The organism is Leptospira harrisiae (assembly GCF_002811945.1).
Lineage (GTDB): Bacteria > Spirochaetota > Leptospiria > Leptospirales > Leptospiraceae > Leptospira_A > Leptospira_A harrisiae.
In genome coordinates this window covers 1-18,739 of sequence record NZ_NPDX01000008.1, presented here as the reverse complement: position 1 = coordinate 18,739, position 18,739 = coordinate 1, and the positions used below count along the sequence as shown (strand labels likewise).

General features: G+C 36.1%; 14 protein-coding genes. 9 read left to right on the top strand and 5 right to left on the bottom strand.

Annotated elements, in window-relative coordinates:
• Positions 1-73: 73 nt before the first annotated feature.
• Positions 74-301 (bottom strand): DUF167 domain-containing protein, encoded by a 228-nt coding sequence (locus CH364_RS18220; RefSeq protein WP_100745081.1) that lies wholly within the window; start codon positions 299-301, stop codon positions 74-76.
• 748 nt (positions 302-1,049) lie between these two features.
• Between CH364_RS18220 and amt the strand changes: the two genes are divergently transcribed.
• Positions 1,050-3,140, top strand: coding sequence for an ammonium transporter (gene amt / locus CH364_RS18215; protein ID WP_100745080.1), 2,091 nt, complete (start codon positions 1,050-1,052; stop codon positions 3,138-3,140).
• Between the two features lie 94 nt (positions 3,141-3,234).
• Here amt and CH364_RS18210 read toward each other — a convergent pair whose 3' ends face one another.
• Positions 3,235-3,867 carry an MORN repeat-containing protein gene (locus tag CH364_RS18210; protein ID WP_100745079.1) on the bottom strand — a complete coding sequence of 211 codons (633 nt, stop codon included), beginning with the start codon at positions 3,865-3,867 and terminating at the stop codon, positions 3,235-3,237.
• Positions 3,868-3,976: 109 nt separating this feature from the next.
• On the opposite strand from CH364_RS18210, the gene CH364_RS18205 reads away from it, so the two are divergent.
• From CH364_RS18205 to CH364_RS18175, 7 genes are all read left to right on the top strand, one after another.
• Entirely contained in the window at positions 3,977-4,537 is a 561-nt protein-coding gene (locus CH364_RS18205) for a tetratricopeptide repeat protein (protein ID WP_165779525.1), read from the top strand.
• Complete coding sequence (locus tag CH364_RS18200) at positions 4,534-5,139, top strand: hypothetical protein (RefSeq protein WP_100745077.1); 606 nt, start codon at positions 4,534-4,536, stop codon at positions 5,137-5,139. The genes CH364_RS18205 and CH364_RS18200 overlap by 4 nt, the downstream gene beginning before the upstream one ends.
• A 131-nt stretch (positions 5,140-5,270) precedes the next feature.
• Positions 5,271-5,738, top strand: a complete 468-nt coding sequence (locus tag CH364_RS18195; protein ID WP_165779524.1) for a tetratricopeptide repeat protein — start codon at positions 5,271-5,273, stop codon at positions 5,736-5,738.
• Positions 5,739-5,746: 8 nt separating this feature from the next.
• Complete coding sequence (locus tag CH364_RS18190; RefSeq protein WP_165779523.1) at positions 5,747-7,312, top strand: Ig-like domain-containing domain; 1,566 nt, start codon at positions 5,747-5,749, stop codon at positions 7,310-7,312.
• Positions 7,302-8,858: an Ig-like domain-containing domain gene (locus tag CH364_RS18185; RefSeq protein ID WP_100745074.1), complete on the top strand. Its 1,557-nt coding sequence runs from the start codon at positions 7,302-7,304 to the stop codon at positions 8,856-8,858. The genes CH364_RS18190 and CH364_RS18185 overlap by 11 nt, the downstream gene beginning before the upstream one ends.
• Complete coding sequence (locus tag CH364_RS18180; protein WP_100745073.1) at positions 8,858-11,914, top strand: efflux RND transporter permease subunit; 3,057 nt, start codon at positions 8,858-8,860, stop codon at positions 11,912-11,914. Before CH364_RS18185 ends, CH364_RS18180 begins: the two co-directional genes overlap by 1 nt.
• Positions 11,915-14,953, top strand: a complete 3,039-nt coding sequence (locus CH364_RS18175; RefSeq protein ID WP_100745072.1) for an efflux RND transporter permease subunit — start codon at positions 11,915-11,917, stop codon at positions 14,951-14,953.
• Here CH364_RS18175 and CH364_RS18170 read toward each other — a convergent pair.
• Genes CH364_RS18170 through CH364_RS18160 form a run of 3 tightly spaced genes read right to left on the bottom strand, consistent with a single transcriptional unit; the run spans position 14,915 to position 18,095 of the window.
• Positions 14,915-16,261 carry an efflux RND transporter periplasmic adaptor subunit gene (locus CH364_RS18170; RefSeq protein WP_100745071.1) on the bottom strand — a complete coding sequence of 449 codons (1,347 nt, stop codon included), beginning with the start codon at positions 16,259-16,261 and terminating at the stop codon, positions 14,915-14,917. The two genes, CH364_RS18175 and CH364_RS18170, sit on opposite strands and share 39 nt — an antisense overlap.
• Positions 16,254-17,627 (bottom strand): TolC family protein, encoded by a 1,374-nt coding sequence (locus CH364_RS18165; RefSeq protein WP_207762315.1) that lies wholly within the window; start codon positions 17,625-17,627, stop codon positions 16,254-16,256. Before CH364_RS18165 ends, CH364_RS18170 begins: the two co-directional genes overlap by 8 nt.
• Positions 17,628-17,663: 36 nt before the next feature.
• On the bottom strand, positions 17,664-18,095 hold the full coding sequence (locus CH364_RS18160; protein ID WP_125178725.1) for a hypothetical protein: 432 nt from the start codon (positions 18,093-18,095) through the stop codon (positions 17,664-17,666).
• A 291-nt stretch (positions 18,096-18,386) separates the two neighbouring features.
• Here CH364_RS18160 and CH364_RS18765 point away from each other — a divergent pair.
• The coding region (locus tag CH364_RS18765) for a hypothetical protein (RefSeq protein ID WP_208859279.1) at positions 18,387-18,739 on the top strand (353 nt) is incomplete at its 3' end.

Sequence of the window (18,739 nt, the reverse complement as noted above, 5' to 3'; positions counted from 1 at the left end):
ATCTATCAATTTACTAAGAATCTGTGAACAGAAAAATTGAGAGATTTTGGTGTGATTGATTGATTGATGTTTCTCAATCTTTGGGAAGGATGGAAACCAATTTTGATTTGGATGAAGCTCCTGACAAAATACTTATGTTTTTTTTGGGAACGCGGAAGTGGTCGGAAAGCACCTCGATTAATTCTTCGTTTGCTTTTCCGTCTATGGGTGGCGATTTCAATCGCGCAATACATTCTGTTTCCGATATAAATTCTAATCCTGGTTTTTTGTTATTTGGTTTTACCTTTACAGTCAGTTTCATAATTTTTTAGTATAAAGTTACCTGATTTTGAACCAGTGCAGTTCAATCGATCAAAAACAAATAGAAAAGGAAATTACATTGATGAAACTTTCTAAATCATCTTTCTCTTTTGCTACTTATTTTTTCTTTTATTGATGGTTGTATTTACGGCGACATTTTCCACTCTTCTTGTCATTAATTCTTCAGATGATTGGGAATATCGAAGTTTTTTCTGCGATGAATTCTTTCGAAATTCCAAAGAATCCCGTCTTGTTTCTGGTTTTGTTTCTAACGAAAACATCGCTGATCCAGAATCTGGCTTTGTTATGAGGAAACTTCAAACGCATTAACTGCATTAGGTGGAACATTTGTTTTTGCATCAATCGCAATAGGACCAACTTACGTTTTTTTGAAAGAGTCACGCCATTTATTAAAAAAAAACAAAATAGCGATCTTTCTTTTCCTTTGGGCGCCTCGAAATTGTTTGGTGACAAATATCTCATTAAGGCACGATCCCGCTCTTCGCTCCAATCTTTCGCAAGCGAAAGGATTTCCGCTGCGATCGGTGGCGCTGGGAATAAATAACAAGCAAGTTGCTTATCTTATAAACAAAACATTTAGTTTTGGTACTTCTGGTATATTTTTTAAAATGATTGTTAGGTGATATTCCTTAGAATTCGACTTGCTGATCTAAAAATAATCGTAATGATCATAGAATCAAATCTATTTAAGTCATTCAAATAGCGGAATTTGATTTTGAGGGTAGGGGATGTCGGTTCAAAAAAATCTATTAGATATTTTATGGGTACTTGTGTGTTCGGGTCTTGTGTTAATGATGCAAGGTGGATTTTTGGTTTTGGAGTCTGGTTTGACTCGAGCAAAAAACTCAATCAATGTTGCGATTAAAAACATTGCTGATTTCGGAGTGGCAACTCTTCTATTTTATTTGTTTGGATTTGGAATCATGTTTGGTTCTTCTATCTATGGTTTAATAGGTTCAAATTTATTTTTACCAAACTTTCCTAAAGACAATGCTTGGCCTCCTACTTTCTTTTTGTTTCAGCTAATGTTTTGTGGAACTGCATCTACCATTGTTTCAGGTGCCGTCGCAGAACGTTTAAAGTTTCCATCATACCTCCTTGCTACAGCTCTTATCTCTGGTATTATTTATCCTATCGTTGGTCACTGGGTATGGGGCGGAACATTCACAGAGACATCCGAAGGTTGGTTAGAAAAACTAGGGTTTCATGATTTTGCAGGATCCACACAAGTTCATAGTGTTGGTGGATGGGTTTCTTTGGCTTTGCTTCTTGTTGTTGGACCAAGACTCGGAAGATTTAAAATTGGCGAACCTTCCAAAACTGTCACAGGAAGTAATCTTCCATTAGCCATGTTAGGTGGAATTATTCTCTGGTTTGGTTGGATGGGATTTAATGGCGGCAGTACATTAGCATTCAATGGATCGGTTCCTATTGTTATATTAAACACTATCATCGCTTCTGGATTTTCAATGTTGGTCGCATTATTTTTAACTTGGCTTGTGAAAGGGTATCCTGAGGCAATTTCCCCACTAAACGGGTCTTTGGCGGGTCTTGTCGCAATCACTGCGAGTGCAGATTGTGTGGAACCTGCGCAGGCAGCGGTGATTGGAATGATCGCAGGTGCACTGACGATTCCTGCTGAGAAATTACTCGAAAGATGGAAAATTGATGATGCTGTAGGTGCCGTTCCCGTCCATCTCGTTGGTGGGCTTTGGGGGACATTGGCAGTAGGAATTTTCGGTGACATTGAGAGCTTAGGTGCAACGAACGGAAGAGGAGACTTTCTTCTCATTCAAATTTTGGGTGCCTTTGTTGTAGGCCTTTTTGCTTTTTCTGTATCTTATTTAATATTTAAAGGTCTCAATCGAATTTACCATCTAAGAGTTGATGAAACAGAAGAACGGATGGGTTTGAACATTTCGGAACACAAAGCAACAACAGAATTGATAGATCTCTTTTTATCTATGGATTACCAACATAAAACTGGAGATTTAACACTTGATGTGCCAGTTGAACCTTTTACAGAAGTAGGCCAAATTGCGGAACGATATAACTTGGTTCTTGGAAAAGTACGTTCCACATTAAAAGAAAATGAAGACTCTCGGATTGAAATTGCAAATGCATACGAAAAGGTACGCAACGAACAAGAAAGAGCCGAAAAACTCTTGTTAAATGTATTGCCAAAATCAATTGCAGAAGAGTTAAAAGAAAAACAAGGTTTGATTGCAAACAGTTATCCAGAGGTTTCCGTTCTATTTGCAGACATTGTTGGATTTACACAAATTTCATCGGGAATGAGACCTGAAGCTGTGGTTCGTATCTTAAATGAAATTTTTTCTTATTTTGATGTTCTTGCAGAGAAATATCGTTTAGAAAAAATAAAAACCATAGGAGATGCGTATATGGCAGTTGCCGGTTTGCCAGCTCCTGACCAATACCATTCATTGTTAGCTGTTCATATGGCATGGGATATGAAATCTCTTTTATCTCGGCTGAGGCTTGGGAAAAGTGGCACCAAACTTGCCATGCGGATTGGGATCAATACTGGACCTGTTGTTGCGGGTGTGATTGGAACAAAAAAATTTATATATGATATTTGGGGAGATGCGGTGAATCTTGCTTCCCGGATGGAGTCACATGGCCTACCAAATGAAATTCAAATCACGGAATCGACAGCGGATTTAATCAAATCCGATTTTGATTTGGAAGAGAGAGGCGAAATCGACGTAAAGGGAAAAGGAAAAATTAAAACCTTCCTCGTTAAACAAAGGATACGTGAGCCGGAAGATAGTTTGCCGTATTTCCAGTTTGCGACATAGAAATTAATTTACGATTCTGATCTATTTTTTAAGAGATTTGAATCGTAAGGTTTTTTTGTTACAAGATCTTTGGTTTTATTAGGATTAGAGATTGTTATGGGCCCTGGAAGTGATCGCTTTTCCACGTGCCAGCTTTAAGTATTTCGCCAGAAGGAGAAAGCATTGTGCCTTTACCTTCTCTTTTACCATTTTTCCAATTGCCAATGTATCGAGACTGGTCGTCATAAATATAAATCCCTTCTCCATTGATTACAATCCCGCGGTCGTATTCACCAACGAGAATTAATTTATTAGGTAGTGTTAATGTACATTTTCCTTGGGGTTCACCATCAACAAAGAAGCCGGATATTTTTGTACCATCGGACCAAACATAATACCCTTCACCATGTTTTATATTCCTTCTAAAATTCCCTTCGTAAAAAGCACCATCCGCATAAAATATCTTTCCCTTGCCATTTTTTTCACCTCTGTGCCAGTACCCTTCGTACTTTTCGCCACTGATGTGTTTTAATATTCCGAAATCGTGGAACCTGTGATTCAAAAATCCACCAGCGTAGTAGGTGCCATCCTTCAGCTCTAAAACACCAAAACCTGTATTACAATCGCCTGATGAACATTTGCCTCTGTTATAAGTGACATAAAAAATTGCTCCAGCAAGAAATAGAATAAGCGTAAATGTAGCGAAAATTAGGTGTCTTTTTTTAAGCGAGAATTGAAAGAATTTCATTGTTTGTTAGGTTGTGGTTATATTCTCTGTTGTCAAATAAAATTAAAGATTAGTACTTTCGCAATACGATGATTAGATTAACTTGGCCAAAATGGAAATGGTAAAATATTTGAAAGCTCTAACACTTGTTCTTGTTTCTTTGATTGTGTTGTCATTCACTAGTGTTTGCGCACAAAGCGAGGAAAGTAAATTGAAAGATGTATCCGAGGCAGTAAAACTCAACTCTGATGGTATTGGATTACTTCAAAGAGGTGAAGTACTTGATGCTAGAAAGAAATTTGAATCAGCGCATGATAAGGATCCTTTGTCGCCAGAATATCCTAATAATGTTGGGTTTACTTATCTCTTGCTCAAAGATGAGGAAAAAGCAGAAACTTATTTTAAAAAATCGTTGGAAATCAACCCAGACTTTTTTAGAGCTCACTATAATTTAGGGGTTCTGTTCCAAAAAAAGGATAATGTCGCAAAGGCATTAGAATATTATAAGACTGCAACTGAAAATAACCCTGATTTTCCAGAAGCGAGATATAATCTTGCATTAATGTATATGAGAAAGGGTGATAAGAAAAAAGCCATCGAATCCTTTGAAATTTTTATAAAAATTGCATCTCCTGAAATGAAACAACCAGTTCAAGATGCAAAGATTAGAATTTCAGAGTTAAGTAAATGAACTCAAAAGTTGTAATTCTTTCAATATGCATTACAGCTCTATGTTCCTGTAAGGGCAATAAGAATATACAAGGTTTTGCGGAAAGTATACTGAATGAAAGAGTTGGTGAGCCGGCTCTTTTTTTAGTAGGTGAGAAACGATTTTCAAAAGATGCATATAAAGAGTATGTGAGGAATCTTAGATTATATTTTGAGAAAAAGCCACCTTTGTTCAACCCTGAAGAAGCGAGGCTTTATCTCGAGAATTATATCAATGAGTCTATTCTCTTATCGGAAGCTATCGGAGAAATCGATTTTTCGAGTCAGTCTTTTCGAGAATTTATAAAACCATATTTAGTGAAAGGGATATTGGATTTCTATATTTTTGAGAAAACGGGTGGATTAAAAATTTCTGACGAGATCGCGAATGAAACAGAAATCTTATCTAAACTAAAAGAGACAGGAATTTTAAAAAAAGAAAATCTTACCGAATCGGAAAAGGTGGTTCTAAAAGAATTTATCTATTGGAGAAAATTAGAACTATCAGCAAAAAACAGAGCGGAAGAAGCAAAGGTTATATTAGCAAAAATTAAAGAACGAAATAAGGTTACAATAATTCCCTAATGAGCATTAAAATATATCACGTAATTTTTGTTTTATTGTTTTTGACGTTAAGCTGTAAAAATCGAGAAGACGCAATTTCTTCATACTCCAAAGGGGTTGACTTTTATTCCAAAAAAAGTTTGGAGAAAGCCTTGGCTGAGTTTTCAAATGCTGTAAAGGCGGATGATAGTTTTGTATCTGCTCGATTAATGAAAGGAAAAACCGAGTATTATCTTGGGAAACATGAAAACGCAACAGAAACCTTTCAAGATCTATTAGATGATTTCCCGGGGAACGCAACCTCTTTAACTTGGCTCGGCAAAATATATATGTTAGATTCTTCTAAACGTGATGACGCTAAGCAGAAATTATCAATGGCAATTCAATTTGATGATAATCAAATCGATGCACATTATTATTTGGGAAAACTGTTTGAACAAGAAGGGAATGTTAAAGATGCGCTGATCCAATACTCGCATGGGATTGAGATTGCAAAAAGGTCAGAGAAAATTCAAAGAGATCTCAATGAGATTTATAGAAATGCAGGGTTGAATCCTACGTCTGAATCAAAAACACCGGCGCCAGTACCAGAAGTAGCGAGGAAGTCGAAAAGAAAATGATAAGGGTAATGGTCGTTAGCATTTTCAGTTTTTTTCTTCTGTTCTTGCAATGTAATAAAATACCAAATGAAGCCGATGTATTAGGGTTACTTGGTGCACAGATTGAAGATGGGTTTGTTTATCCAAAAGTCTTGTTTATCAATCCTGCACCTGAAGCAAGTCAGGTGAAAGTTGATTCGCCGATCATTATCGATTTTTCAAAACCAATGGATCGATCATTGGTTGAGTCAGCCATTAGTATTTCCGCACCAGGTGGGAATACTTCATTCACTCCCTCTTGGGTGTTCGATACTCGATTGATTTTAAACTTTTCCGCTGGTTTAACACAAGGGAAAAAGTATGAGATCAGTTTTAATGCAAGTAGCACAAAAGACAAAGATGGAAATAGAATGGCTAAAAATTTTATTTCTAGTTTTTACACAATTGGTGTTGGTGGAGCACCAACAGTAGTCGCTACAAATCCTCCGCTCAGCGGAGAATTACAATTAGGTTGGCCTGTCAATTCTGATCTATTGGTTCAATTTTCGCAACCTATGGATCCAGTTAGCACAAATAATGCGGTAACCATTGAAGGAGCAAGTGCCTTGTTCACTCCCATTTGGGATTCCAGTTTTCGCGAGTTAACATTGCGATTGAAGTCTCCCTTAAATTTAGGGGCAACCTATCGTTTGCGAGTCAATGTAAATGCAAAAAGTGCACTTGGCATTGCACTGGATAAAGAATACCTAGTTGCTTTTTCCACAGCAACCACCTTGGTCGTTCCAACTGTCACAGTGACTGGGGCCACAGTGACTGCGCCTTTGACAAACTGGGGGACGTTGAACCCAGATCCGTTTGTCAATAGTTTTACAGGTGCTTCTAAGTTTGATATATTTAATTTTAATTTTTCCACTCCGATGGCCATGAAAAATATCAATGGAGAAATTCGCTTCTCTCCTGGCATTAATGGGTCTTTCGTATGGACTGGTAGCCAACTTCTTAAATTCACTCCCTCCTCGCCGCTGGTCACAGGACAGCAGTATCGTTTGTCCATTAGTCGGGATTTCACTAGTGCAAGTGGAGTAGGCATGAATCAATCGCATACGGTTGATTTCTTAGTGGATGACCCAATAACAAGTGTAAATATCACTCCGCTCCAAATTCTGGGCAGATCGTTTACGGCACCAACACTATGCACTTTAGAGACCGCAGTGGACCAAACGATTAATATGCCGATAGATCCATCTTTTGCTTATGAATTTAGACCGAGATATACTTGTCCGGATCAATATGAAGTTGAGATAGTTCTGCAAACTGCTGGAGGTCAAAAATTAAAGCTGACAGGAGATAATAGCCTACTCAATACAATTAGCGTTAATTACTTGTCAGGTGGTCCTGTAACCTCTAGCATTTTTGTTCAACAAGTGGATTATCAGCCAAGCCTAAATCCCCAGCGAATTAAAGTTAGGTTAGGCGGAATTTCTGGGAACGAAGTTAGGTATGTTTTTAAAATTGCCGGAGGTCCGAATGGCCTCCATGACTTAAACGAGAATTATTTACCTAAGGATTTGGAGTTTATTTTCTATGGTAACTAGACTATTTGTTATTTTTGTTTTTTTATTGGAAATATCTTGTAGCCAGTTGTTAGACAATGCGGAAGGTCCTTTCGATTTTTTACCGGCAACATCTCTATTACCGGCTTCGACACCGCCTAGGATCATCCTTGCTGATCCAGCCGATGGTTCGCTTGGAATTTCCCCCGACACAAAAATATCCATTTTGTTTTCAGAGGAAATGAATCAAACTTTCACTCAGTCGGGTTTTAGTTTGATTCGAGATGGTTCGGCAGTGGGGGGAACTTTCTCCTGGATCGGAAACTTAATGGTTTTTTCACCCAACAATAAGTTATCAGATCCTGGAATGTATATTTTTAGTATTGGAAAGTCCAAAGCGGAGTCTGTTGGTGGAGTAAATTTATTGGATGACTACAGGTCTCGATTTAGTTATTCTACAGACTTAAATAAACCAAAAGTGACTCAGACAGTTCCGGCAAATGGGGATGTAGGAGTTTCACCTAATTCGTTAGTAACGGTAAAATTTGACAAACCTATGGACAAATTGTCCGTATTTGGTGCCGTTTCCCTAAGTCCATCCGTTGAGTTTGACATTCCCAATACAGTGATTTCCGACAACGACCAAACATTTCAATTCATCCCTAAATATCCGCTAAACTTTGGAACAGTATACTCGCTCAGTGTTGCTACAACAGCACGTGATAAAAGTGGAAACGATCTTTCTTCAGCCCAGAATGTTGTATTTACAGTAGGGGATGATTTGGTATCTCCTGATTTAATTTCAATTGCAACACTATCGGTAGCAAACTTTATTGCTAATGAGATACAAGTCCAAACAGGATTTAATCGAGATGACGTGTTTACCTTAATATTTAATGAACCAGTCCAGCCAATCCCCTTGGCAGGAGCCATTAGAATTACACCTTCGAAAAATTATAACCTAAAACAAATATCTCCAACAAATTTTGAAATTCGATTTTTGGAACCTTTAGATCCAGTGACAATTTATAATTTAACAATCAGTGATGCTGTGGTAGATTTTCAAAACAATCGGTTAAGGAAGTCGTATAATTATAACATAAAAACACTCGGAGATTCCACGCAAAAAATATTTCTACTTGGAATCTATTCAGACGCTGCCTTCCTAAACGAACTCCGTGATTATCAATTAAACATAATATCCCCACCGCTTACACCTTGTGCAGCATTAGCTAATGAATGCGATCAAAATTTATACTTTAGATTCTGTTACGGTGAGAGTTTCGCAACTTGTAGCTTGACTTTGCCAGCGAATGGTCAACTTCTATTAAGTTCTCTGCGCCTTACTGTAAGACGGGAGTTTGGCCAGGCAATTGGGGTTTGCCAAGAATACTTTGAAAATCCAGTGAATGCAACTCCGGCTCCTCTGGCACCAAACATCACTGCGTTTGGTACCGTTGCCAAATGTTTAGACAAGGGCTCAACCTATTCCATAACGGTTAAGGGTGGGAGCTCTGGGATCAAAGACAATCATGGGAATATAATGGACTCTGACAGAACTATTTTAATTAGATTTCCTAATATATAATGGTAAAATACTTTCTTCGCAAGACGGTTACTACTACTGTTTGCCTGGTTTTTATTCTTGGAATTGGAGCCATCAGTTTTTCGAAACTGAAGATTGAGTTATTTCCAAATATCACCATTCCTACGATTACCATTCTAACTACCTATCCGAACGCATCAATTGAGGAGATGGAACTCCTCGTTTCGAAGCCAATCGAAGAAGTAGTGGCCTCAGCAGAGGGAGTGGACGAAACCTTCTCGGAAACATTGGAAGGAATGTCAATCGTGAAGGTACGATTTCGTTGGGGAACAGATGTAGATCTCGCAACAGTCCTCATCCGAGAAAAGTTAGACTTAGTAAAAGGTGCATTGCCGATCGATGTCAAAAAACCGATTGTTTTAAAGTTTGACCCCAATGACAAACCAATTGTTAGAATCGTAGCGTTTCCTAAATCTAGCGATTTCAAAATCCTACGCAATTTCATAAAAAAAAATCTTATACCTATCTTTGAAAAAACGGATGGAGTTGCAACCATCACCTTATCCGGGGGCTTAGAAAGACGGATATTAGTTGAATTGGATGCAAATCGAATGAAGTCCTATTCGGTCACTCCAAACGAAATCCAAAGACAAATTGCATCCAATAATGAGAATATCCCTTCCGGAAATATCATCAGAGGAGAGGATGAGGTGACTGTCCGAACCATGGGTGCATTTTTGAACGTTGGTGAGATAGAAAACTTAATTCTTAAAACTTCCGAATCAGGGGCTCCGGTTTATCTTAATAATGTTGCAAGTGTTAAGGATTCGTTCAAAGACCAAACAAGTATTTGTCGTAGAAATTTATCTGAATGTATTCTCGTTGATGTTCGCAAGGAATCCGGAAAAAACACAGTTGAGGTTGCGCGAAATATTCAAGAAGTCATTACCGAAATTAATGACCGGTTTTCTGATATTTTGGAATTGGAAATTGTAGAAGATAGGTCAGATCTAATCTTATCTTCGGTTAAAGATGTAGCTAGTTCGATTATTCTTTCAGTAGTTATATGTTTTATTATCCTTACTATTTTTACAGGCTCGTGGGTAGAAGCAATCCTTATTACTTTTTCAGTTCCAACATCAATACTCGTTTCTTTTATTTGTATGCACTTTATCGGTCAGTCCTTGAACTTAATGTCGTTAGGTGGACTCGCCGTTGGAGTTGGTTTGATGGTCGATTCATCAATCGTTGTTTTAGAGTCCATTCATAAAGAAAAAAAGAATTCAAAGGATGAACACCTAGCAATTGAAATTGGTGCGTCAAAAATTGCATTTGCTTTAGTAATTTCGAACCTAACTTCCATCGTTGTTTTTCTACCAAATTTTTATCTCAATGGTTTGGAAGGAATTATCTTTAAAGATTTTGCACTCAGTGTTTGTATTTGTTTGGCGTCATCTTTGATGGTTTCTTTAGTGTTTCTTCCTTTTTTCAATAAAATGATTTCATCAAAATTTAAGAATAATGATCGTTTGATGAATATTAGTAAAAACTTAATCATTAAGATCGAAGCTACATATGTGTTCTTTTTGAAAATGTTTTTAGAGAAGCCGAAAGTTGTTTTAATGGTTGCTTTTGGTTCTCTTTTGTTTGCTGCGCTCCTTGCTTCTATCATTTCGGTCAATCTTATGCCAAAAGTCCAACGTTTGGATCTAAACATTAAACTTACTTTACCAAATGGTACACGTATCCAGAAAACATCGGAAGTTGTCCAGAATATTGAGAAGTTAGCTATTCTCGTTGATGAAAATGCAGATGTTCTTTCTAAACTCGGGTTTGAGGAAAAAGAATTAACTATGTTTCCAACTTCCGAATTCGGTTTAAACCGTGCGGAGATTTTTTTTAGGTTTAGTAGTTTTTCCAAAAAAGACCAATTCATCGAACGATTGAAAGAAATGGATGATGAGCAACAGAAAATTAAAATCATATCATCCTCAGATATTTTATCAGAAGTGTTACCTTTTTCATTTGAACAAGTCTCTGTTGTTGTTACAGGTGGGAATTATAATGATATCAATGCAGAAATTCTAAAATTAAAAATTAAACTAAAAGAGATTTTTAGTTCAAAAGAAATTCAAACATCATTCGATCAAGAATTAAATGAAGTTAGAATTACGTTTGATAGAAACCGACTGGCTTCGTTTGGACTTCGAACGTCTGATGTGGGGGATTCTTTAAAAACAATAGTCAAAGGCGATGAAACTATTTTTTATAAAGTAAAAGATGAAGAGATACCAATTTTAATTCGCTCTGGACAAGAGGGAAGAACCGGAATTGACAAACTAAAAGACATTCACTTTGAGGTGGATGAAAACAAATATGTGCCTTTAAAAGATTTTGCATTTATTGAATCTAGAAAATCAAGTCGAATTCTCAATCGCCAAAATGGGAAACGAATTGGATTTCTTGCTATGGAAATTGACGACCAAAGTATCTCCAGTGCTTATAATAAGGTGGGAGATGCTGTAGGAGTCGGGAATTTAAATGAAAATGGTACATCCATAGCGTTTGGCGAAAACAAAAAGATTTTGGATGTCGCAGTGAATGGCTTAGGGATTGCTTTGCTGTTTTCGATTATTTTAGTTTATATGACCCTTGCCGCAGCAATGGAAAGTTTTTTGTTGCCGTTGTTAATTTTATTTTCCATTTTTCTCGCAGCATTTGGTGTAGTTGCCTCTCTTTTTATTTTCAATGAATCGATTAATATGATGTCACTACTTGGTTCCATTCTTTTGGCAGGGATCGTTGTCAATAATGCGATATTAATAGTAGAATTTTATAGAGATGAAAAAACAAAATTTAAAAATACGGAAAAGTTGATTGTTGAAGGTGCCAAAGATAGGTTAATTCCAATTCTAACAACTACACTTACGTCGATTCTTGGATTACTCCCGTTGTTGTTTTCTTTTAGTGGTTCAACTTCTCAGAGGTCTTTGGCTGCCTCAATTTTTGGAGGACTCATATTCTCAACTGTAATCAGTTTATTTTTTATACCTATTATTAGTAAGGTTATGATAGAAAAAGGACTAATGGAGAAATAGTTGAACAACCTTCTTGTTATCATTGTTAAAAGAAAAATAACAGTAACAATGTTCGTTGTAGCTTTGTTAGGTTTTGGCATTGCTTCGTATAGAAACTTAAAATACGAATTAATGCCAAAAAAAGAATCAAATATTTTATCTATTATAACTCGATATCCCGGAAATTCACCCTCTAGAATAGAAGAACTCATTACTAAGCCAATTGAAAAACAAATTGTGGGAGTTGGTGGTGTTGAGAAGATCCTATCAAGTTCTGAAGAAGGAGAGTCAAAAATCACAATTTTTTTTAATTCCGAAGAGCCTATTAAATATAAATCAGTCGAACTAAAATCAAAAGTCGAGTTAGTAAGGTATAACTTCCCAAGAGAAGTAGAAGAACCTTATGTCGTTAGGTTTAATCCGGAAGATAAGCCTGTATTCACCATCCGATTAACTTCGAAGGTTCTAAGTCTTAAGGAACTTAGAGAAATTTCAGAAAAAAAATTGAAAACAATTCTCGAAAGAATTCCTGGAGTGGGCGAAGTCATCGTGATCGGAGGGCGGTACAGAGAGATTCGTGTTGATGTCGATAAAGGAAGATTATTGTCAACCGGGTTAACTCCCAGTCATGTGATGGATGAAATTAGAAACATCAATCGAGACATCTATTTGGGGAAATTAATTAATTCTCCCGAAAATGAAAATGAATTGAGGTTAAAAAATAGGATCGAGTCAATTCAAGACTTACGCAATATTAATTTTGTCGTAGGTAAAACTCGGAAAGTGGTCCATATAACAGATATTAGTGAAATTTATGATGGTGAGCGTGATTTATCGGATTTGAGTAGAGAGAAGGGGGCTGAAAATGTTAGCATACAAATTAAAAAAAACAGTAGTGCGAATATTTTAGAAGTTTGTAGACTTTTGGAACAAGAAGTAACAAACTTTGAATACCCTAATATTGCATTTGAGATTGCATATAACCAGTCAAAATACATTTCAGCAGCTCTAGATTCGGTTTCTTCTTCTGGATTGGTAGGTGCTCTGGCTTGCAGTTTAATAGTTTTCTTTTTTTTAAAGGATTTGCGATATACAATCATCATATCCATTACGATTCCTATTGCTGTTATTTTATCTTTTGTTATTCTAGATTCGCTTGAGAAATCATTAAATATAATGACATTAGCGGGTCTTGCTTTAGGTGTTGGGGTTCTCATTGATAGTTCAATTGTAGTAATCGAACGGATTAACTCTAATATTTCGAATCATGTTTCAGATCCAATTTTTTTATCAATAGAAGAATTATGGAAAGAACTACTTGCTTCTTCTGTCACAAATATAATTGTTTTTATTCCGTTGTTATATGCGTCTGCTGATTTTAAAAATAATTTTTTAGATCTTGCAACTTCTATTACTGCATGTATTCTAATCGCTTATTTTCTTTCGTTAATTTTCGTACCGATGCTTTGCAGTGTTGTGCCAGAAAAATGGAATTTTCTAAGTGCTGATTTTTTTGATCAGAAGAAAACGCCGTTGGCTTCTCTTTTGTCTATTAAAGAGCAATATAGTTTTTCTATCCCATTTCATCGATTTAAATTGACCCATCCAAAAATGGTTTCTTTATTAATAATCATTTCTTTGGGATTTGTTTTTATGTTCTTCATTCGTAAAGAGTATGTGGATTTTGCCGGCAGTCGTGAGATAATGGGAAGTGTTGAACTACCAACAGGAACAAATCTTGAAGCCACGAGTAGAAGTGTTAAGTTAATCGAAGAATTGATTTCCAAAAATCCCTATGTCGAAAAGGTCTCTACCAAAGTAGAAAAATGGCATGCTGACTTATCAATTAAATTAAAGAAAGATCTTGCTGGGAATTCTCCTGATGATATTAAGAATCAGCTGAGAAGCACAACAGACGAGGTAAAGGGCGTTTTTGTTTACTATATAGATGCAAATGCTTTTGGTTCCAATAAGGAGTTGGACATTGATTTAATCGGCGATGATCTAGAAGAATTAAAGAAACTTTCAAGAGAAGTCGCAGACTCTGTGAAAGAACTTAAAGAAACTGACCAAGTGGTTTTTCGATTTCGAGATGGTAAAGAAGAGATCCAATTGAGTTTGCGACAAGATAAAGTTGCTTTAGCTGGATTGACCAATCAGTTTATTTCAGACTTTGCTCGTACAGCATTACAAGGTTCAATACCGACTAAAATTTTTGATCGAGATCGCGAAGTGGATATACGTGTAAGATTTAGGGCTGACGATCGGCGATCCGTAGACGATCTTACTTATTCCTTGATCCCAGTGAATGATTCAAAAGTTTCTCTCATTGATTTACTAGAGACAAAACGAACAAAATCGGATACACGAATCAATCGGAAAAATAAAAGAAGAATGGTTACGATTACCGCAAATTTTAAAGACATTAGTTTGTCGGAATATGCGGAAAAAGCCGAAGCAAAGTTGAAAGTTTTTCCATTCCCGCAGAACTATTACTATGATTTGGGTGATGCAGTTAAAAAACTAAGAAAAAACCAAATTGAGATGTTTGGTTTTATTTTATTTGCTGTTGGCTTGATTTATGGAACACTTGCTATTTTGTTTCAATCTTTACGGATTAGTTTTCCTATCATGTTAATGGTTCCTATTAATATTGCCGCAACTACATTTTTCCTCTTTATATTTAGACAAACTTATAATGTTTCAACTTATATAGGTTTTATATTATTGGCAGGTTTATCTATTAACAATGCGATCATGATCATTGAGAATGCACTTAGAAATGAAAGTTCCATTCCATTTCCAGAGAAAATGAAAATGGCTGTTATTAATCGGAAGAGGGCGATGCGAATGACTACTCTGACTACAATATTCGCATTGATTCCCGGAATTTTTGGTTCAAACGAGGGCTCCGAGTTTTGGCGACCCATGTCTTTGGCAGTAATATTCGGAATGAGCTTTAGTTATGTATCTGCAATCGAGATTTTCCCTTCGCTTGCCAATTTTTTTGTTAACTTCAAACTATTGGTCCCAAGGCTGTCCATCAGAAAGTCCATTTAAATTTCCGAGAACAATACTATCACCTTCGTTTAATGGGCCTGTGATTAGAAATTTATCACCTTCATTTGAAATCACGCTCACTTCTTTACTAAATGCAAGTTTATCTTTATTGATGATGAATACTTTTCCAGTTTTTTTATCTTCAGAGAGAATGATTCCGTTGTTAGGAATTAAAAAGCCGTCATCCGGAAGAGTATAACGAAATTCTCCTCTAGCAAACATACCAGGTTTTAATTTTTTTCCTTCGTTTTTGAATTCAACTTTAATTTCAGCTGTCCTACTTTGTGCATCAAGGATCGGTGATACGATTACGATTTTACCTTTAAATTTTTTTTCTTTGCCCAAAGCATCTATGGAGAATTCGATATATTTGCCTTCTTGAAATTTCGGTACATCTGCTTCACTTACAGGGAATGTCAAAAAGACTTCCGAATCATCAACTAAAACAAACACTGGTGTTCCTTCTTTCGTTGTTTCACCTACATATAAACTGCGTACAGCTATTTTCCCATCTAAAGGAGAGAGTAGAGTTGATTCTTTGATCAGTAATTTTGTAGTTTCGATATTTGCTTGAGTGGCCTTTAGGTTTGCGATTGCCATATCAAGCTCGGCTTTTTCTACAATGGTATTATAATCTACGTATGCTTCGCGAAGAGCCTCAGGATTGGTTGGGACTTTGAACCCATTTTTTTTGAGATCTTCTGGTCTATAACCCACTTGAATTGAAAGTAAATTCTTTTGTGCTTTAAAATATGCTGTCTCAGCTGATACCATCGCTGTTTCAACACCTTTCAGTTCTGTTTCAGAGACACCGCCAATTTCAAATAGATCTTTTTTATTGTTTAAAGTTCTTTTTAAGTTTTCTAAATTTGCTTTTGCTTCTGCTTCTTCAGCTTTTGCTTTTTCAATATTGGCAACTTCTTTTTCAATCCGTTGTCTTGCTTGGATATATTTTGCTCTAGTAAGATCTATTTGTTTGTTTTGAATTTCAACAGACGCCTCGTCTTTTTTTAGCTGTAACTCAAGGTTCAATGTCTCAACCTTTGCTAAAGCTTCTCCTTTATTTACCTTTTGTCCTTGTTCCTTGAATATTTTTTCAATTCTTCCAATCACTTTTGAACTTACTTCTGCCTTGTTTTTGTGAGAAACAGTACCTAAAAGATTTATTGTAAGTTCCTTGTCCGATTGTTCTAAGGTATAAACTGATCGATTGGTGGTTTTCTTTTTTTTTGCAGCTTCATTTTTATTATCAGAGCAATAATTGATTACGAGTAAACTGATTGCCAAAATTATTCTTAAATTATTCATCTTTCCCTTTTTTTTGCATAATTAAATTTAATGAGTCTAAACTGGCTCCTACTGCCATTTCCAATTGTGATACTGAGAGGAGAAACTGAACTCGAGTATTAATTTTTGCTTTTTGTGCTTCTAAATAAAATATCTCAGTCTCGGCTAAATCCACACGTCTCACTTCGCCAATTTCAACCTGTCTTTGTTTGATTTTTAGGCGCTTATCAAATGAGTCAGCATTTTCATCAGCTAATAACATGGATTCCCAAGTAACATTATAGTTATGCAATGCCTTGTGCACTTCAATACGTATAATATCATCCAATTGTCTTCTTGTTATTTTTGCTTGTTCAGCGGCGATTCCTGATTGAGCAATTTTTCTTTTATACTGTAAATTATCGTAGATTCCAACCGTTGTAGAGGAGGTGAGAGCACGGTCTGTATCTTGATTTCGAGAAATATAGTTCGAAGTATCCTGGACGGTATTTGCTCCTAGAGCCATACTCATTTTAAAATTAAAACCATATTCCCTTTGTCTGGGCTCATACCGGTCTCCTGCGGATGCATAATAACTTCCTACTGAAAAAGTTGGTATATAATACGATTTTGCAATTTCATGTTCTGATAAAGCTTGTAATTCGGCAGCTTTAGTCCTATCAAATTCTACTCTTGAGCGAAATGCTAAGTCTACCAAATCTTTTTCAGATATTGTTTTGAATTGAAAATCATAACCATCTTCAATTCTATCTTTTAGGTTAACTTCTGAAGAACTGGGCAACCGTAGTAAAATTTTAAACTCTTCTAGCCCTGTACTGTAAGCAATTTCTGTTCGTTTGTGTTGGAGTTGGATCTCATTCAATCGATTTGAAATCTGCAAAACTTGCACTTCTGTTGTGTCACCTAATTTAAGTTCTCTTTGTGCAAATTTCAACTGTTCTTTTTGTCGTTCAATCGACCTTTCTTGCAACTCTAATTGTGCTTTATTGCTAAGTATAGTATAATAAGCATTTCGAGTTTTAAACTTCAAATCATTAATTGAGAGTAACAAATCGTATTTAGAAAGATCAAGGTCATGCATGGCAGCCTGTAGAGCCAACTTTCTTCTGCCACCATCATATATAACTTGATCTAAATTTAACGAAACACGTTGGGAGCGGCTGTCCGACTCGTTTTCAACAACATTTGAGTTTCGAAACCATGAAACCGAAGCAGTTGGAAAGTAATTTCTCCAGTTTTCATTGACTATGAGTCCTTTAATTCTTTGTTGGCTCCCAAGTAGCTTTAGCTCTGGCGAGTTTTCAATTGCTACATCTTCAGATTTTCTCACATCAAGATAAAGTTTTTCTCCGGCTTGAGGTAGAATGATTGAAATCGGAATAATCATTAAATAGAATATTCTTCTAAACATGAAAAGCTGAAGTTACTTCTTAAAAAAATTAAACCATTTCTCTGAATAAGAGAGATAGTTTTGAGCAATTTTATCTGCTATGAGAGATGCATAAATTTGATTCACCTCAAAATCACTGGTAGAATAAAAAGAGCCAATGATGCACTCTCCGACCAGTGTTCCATCTGTTGAATAAACTTTTATAATGATTCCAGTACTAAAATCAGGATCGATTACATTCCCTAAGTCTTTTTCGTAAATATAACCATCAAGCAAAAGTTCGCCTTGTTGTTGAGACAATAACTCTTTAATAGCTTCCTTAGAAAGTTCGTTAGGTTTTTCTGGAGTAAAGATATTGGCTTCAGGTTTATTCGCTGAATTTGTAACTTGGGTGATTACATCTTCTTTGGCGATTTCTACATTTGCACCTTTTTTGATTAAGAAATATCTTAAATTTTCGGTCAAGTTGTCTCTCGCCGCACTAATATAGGTAGTCGGTTTTTGATTGATTCGCCTCAAAACGAATTTTTGTGTTTTCCCAAACTTTCCATTGCTGAAATCGGTTGTTGAAACATCAGTTCGGATTGTCCTATAATTTTTGCGAATCGTAGAGCAACTGATGGAAAATAAAAAAGAAAATAATACTATTGTTGAAAATATTTGTAGTCTTTGGCCCATTGGGTAAAATACCTGAATTGATTATCGGCTAACTTATGTACTTTATGAAATAAAATATTTGCCGAAGATATTAGTGTTATGCGCACAGTAATTTATGTTATAGTAATATTCATGATGTTTATCAATTGTACTTTGAAAGAGGACGACAAAACATCAGACCAAATTGTAAGGACTTTATTGTCTGATTATGCAACTTCCTCAATATCTTCTGCTCGTGAAAGTGCGGGATCAGGCAAAAATTATCGTATTGGCGGCAACATTGCTGGGTTAAGTGGCATTATCTATTTGCAAAATAATGCAGCAGAACAAGCACCATTTAATATAAGTGGAAGATTTTATCTCCCACAATCCTATCCAGATGGCACAAACTACGTAATCACGGTATCAAGTAAACCCTCAACCCAGACATGCACAATCAGCAATGGATTTGG

What these genes read in the sequence shown, in the direction of transcription:
- CH364_RS18220 (WP_100745081.1), bottom strand. Translation starts at nt 301, where the DNA reads ATGAAACTGACTGTAAAGGTAAAACCAAATAACAAAAAACCAGGATTA.
- amt (WP_100745080.1), top strand. Translation starts at nt 1,050, where the DNA reads ATGTCGGTTCAAAAAAATCTATTAGATATTTTATGGGTACTTGTGTGT.
- CH364_RS18210 (WP_100745079.1), bottom strand. Translation starts at nt 3,867, where the DNA reads ATGAAATTCTTTCAATTCTCGCTTAAAAAAAGACACCTAATTTTCGCT.
- CH364_RS18200 (WP_100745077.1), top strand. Translation starts at nt 4,534, where the DNA reads ATGAACTCAAAAGTTGTAATTCTTTCAATATGCATTACAGCTCTATGT.
- CH364_RS18190 (WP_165779523.1), top strand. Translation starts at nt 5,747, where the DNA reads ATGGTCGTTAGCATTTTCAGTTTTTTTCTTCTGTTCTTGCAATGTAAT.
- CH364_RS18185 (WP_100745074.1), top strand. Translation starts at nt 7,302, where the DNA reads ATGGTAACTAGACTATTTGTTATTTTTGTTTTTTTATTGGAAATATCT.
- CH364_RS18180 (WP_100745073.1), top strand. Translation starts at nt 8,858, where the DNA reads ATGGTAAAATACTTTCTTCGCAAGACGGTTACTACTACTGTTTGCCTG.
- CH364_RS18170 (WP_100745071.1), bottom strand. Translation starts at nt 16,261, where the DNA reads ATGAATAATTTAAGAATAATTTTGGCAATCAGTTTACTCGTAATCAAT.
- CH364_RS18165 (WP_207762315.1), bottom strand. Translation starts at nt 17,627, where the DNA reads ATGATTATTCCGATTTCAATCATTCTACCTCAAGCCGGAGAAAAACTT.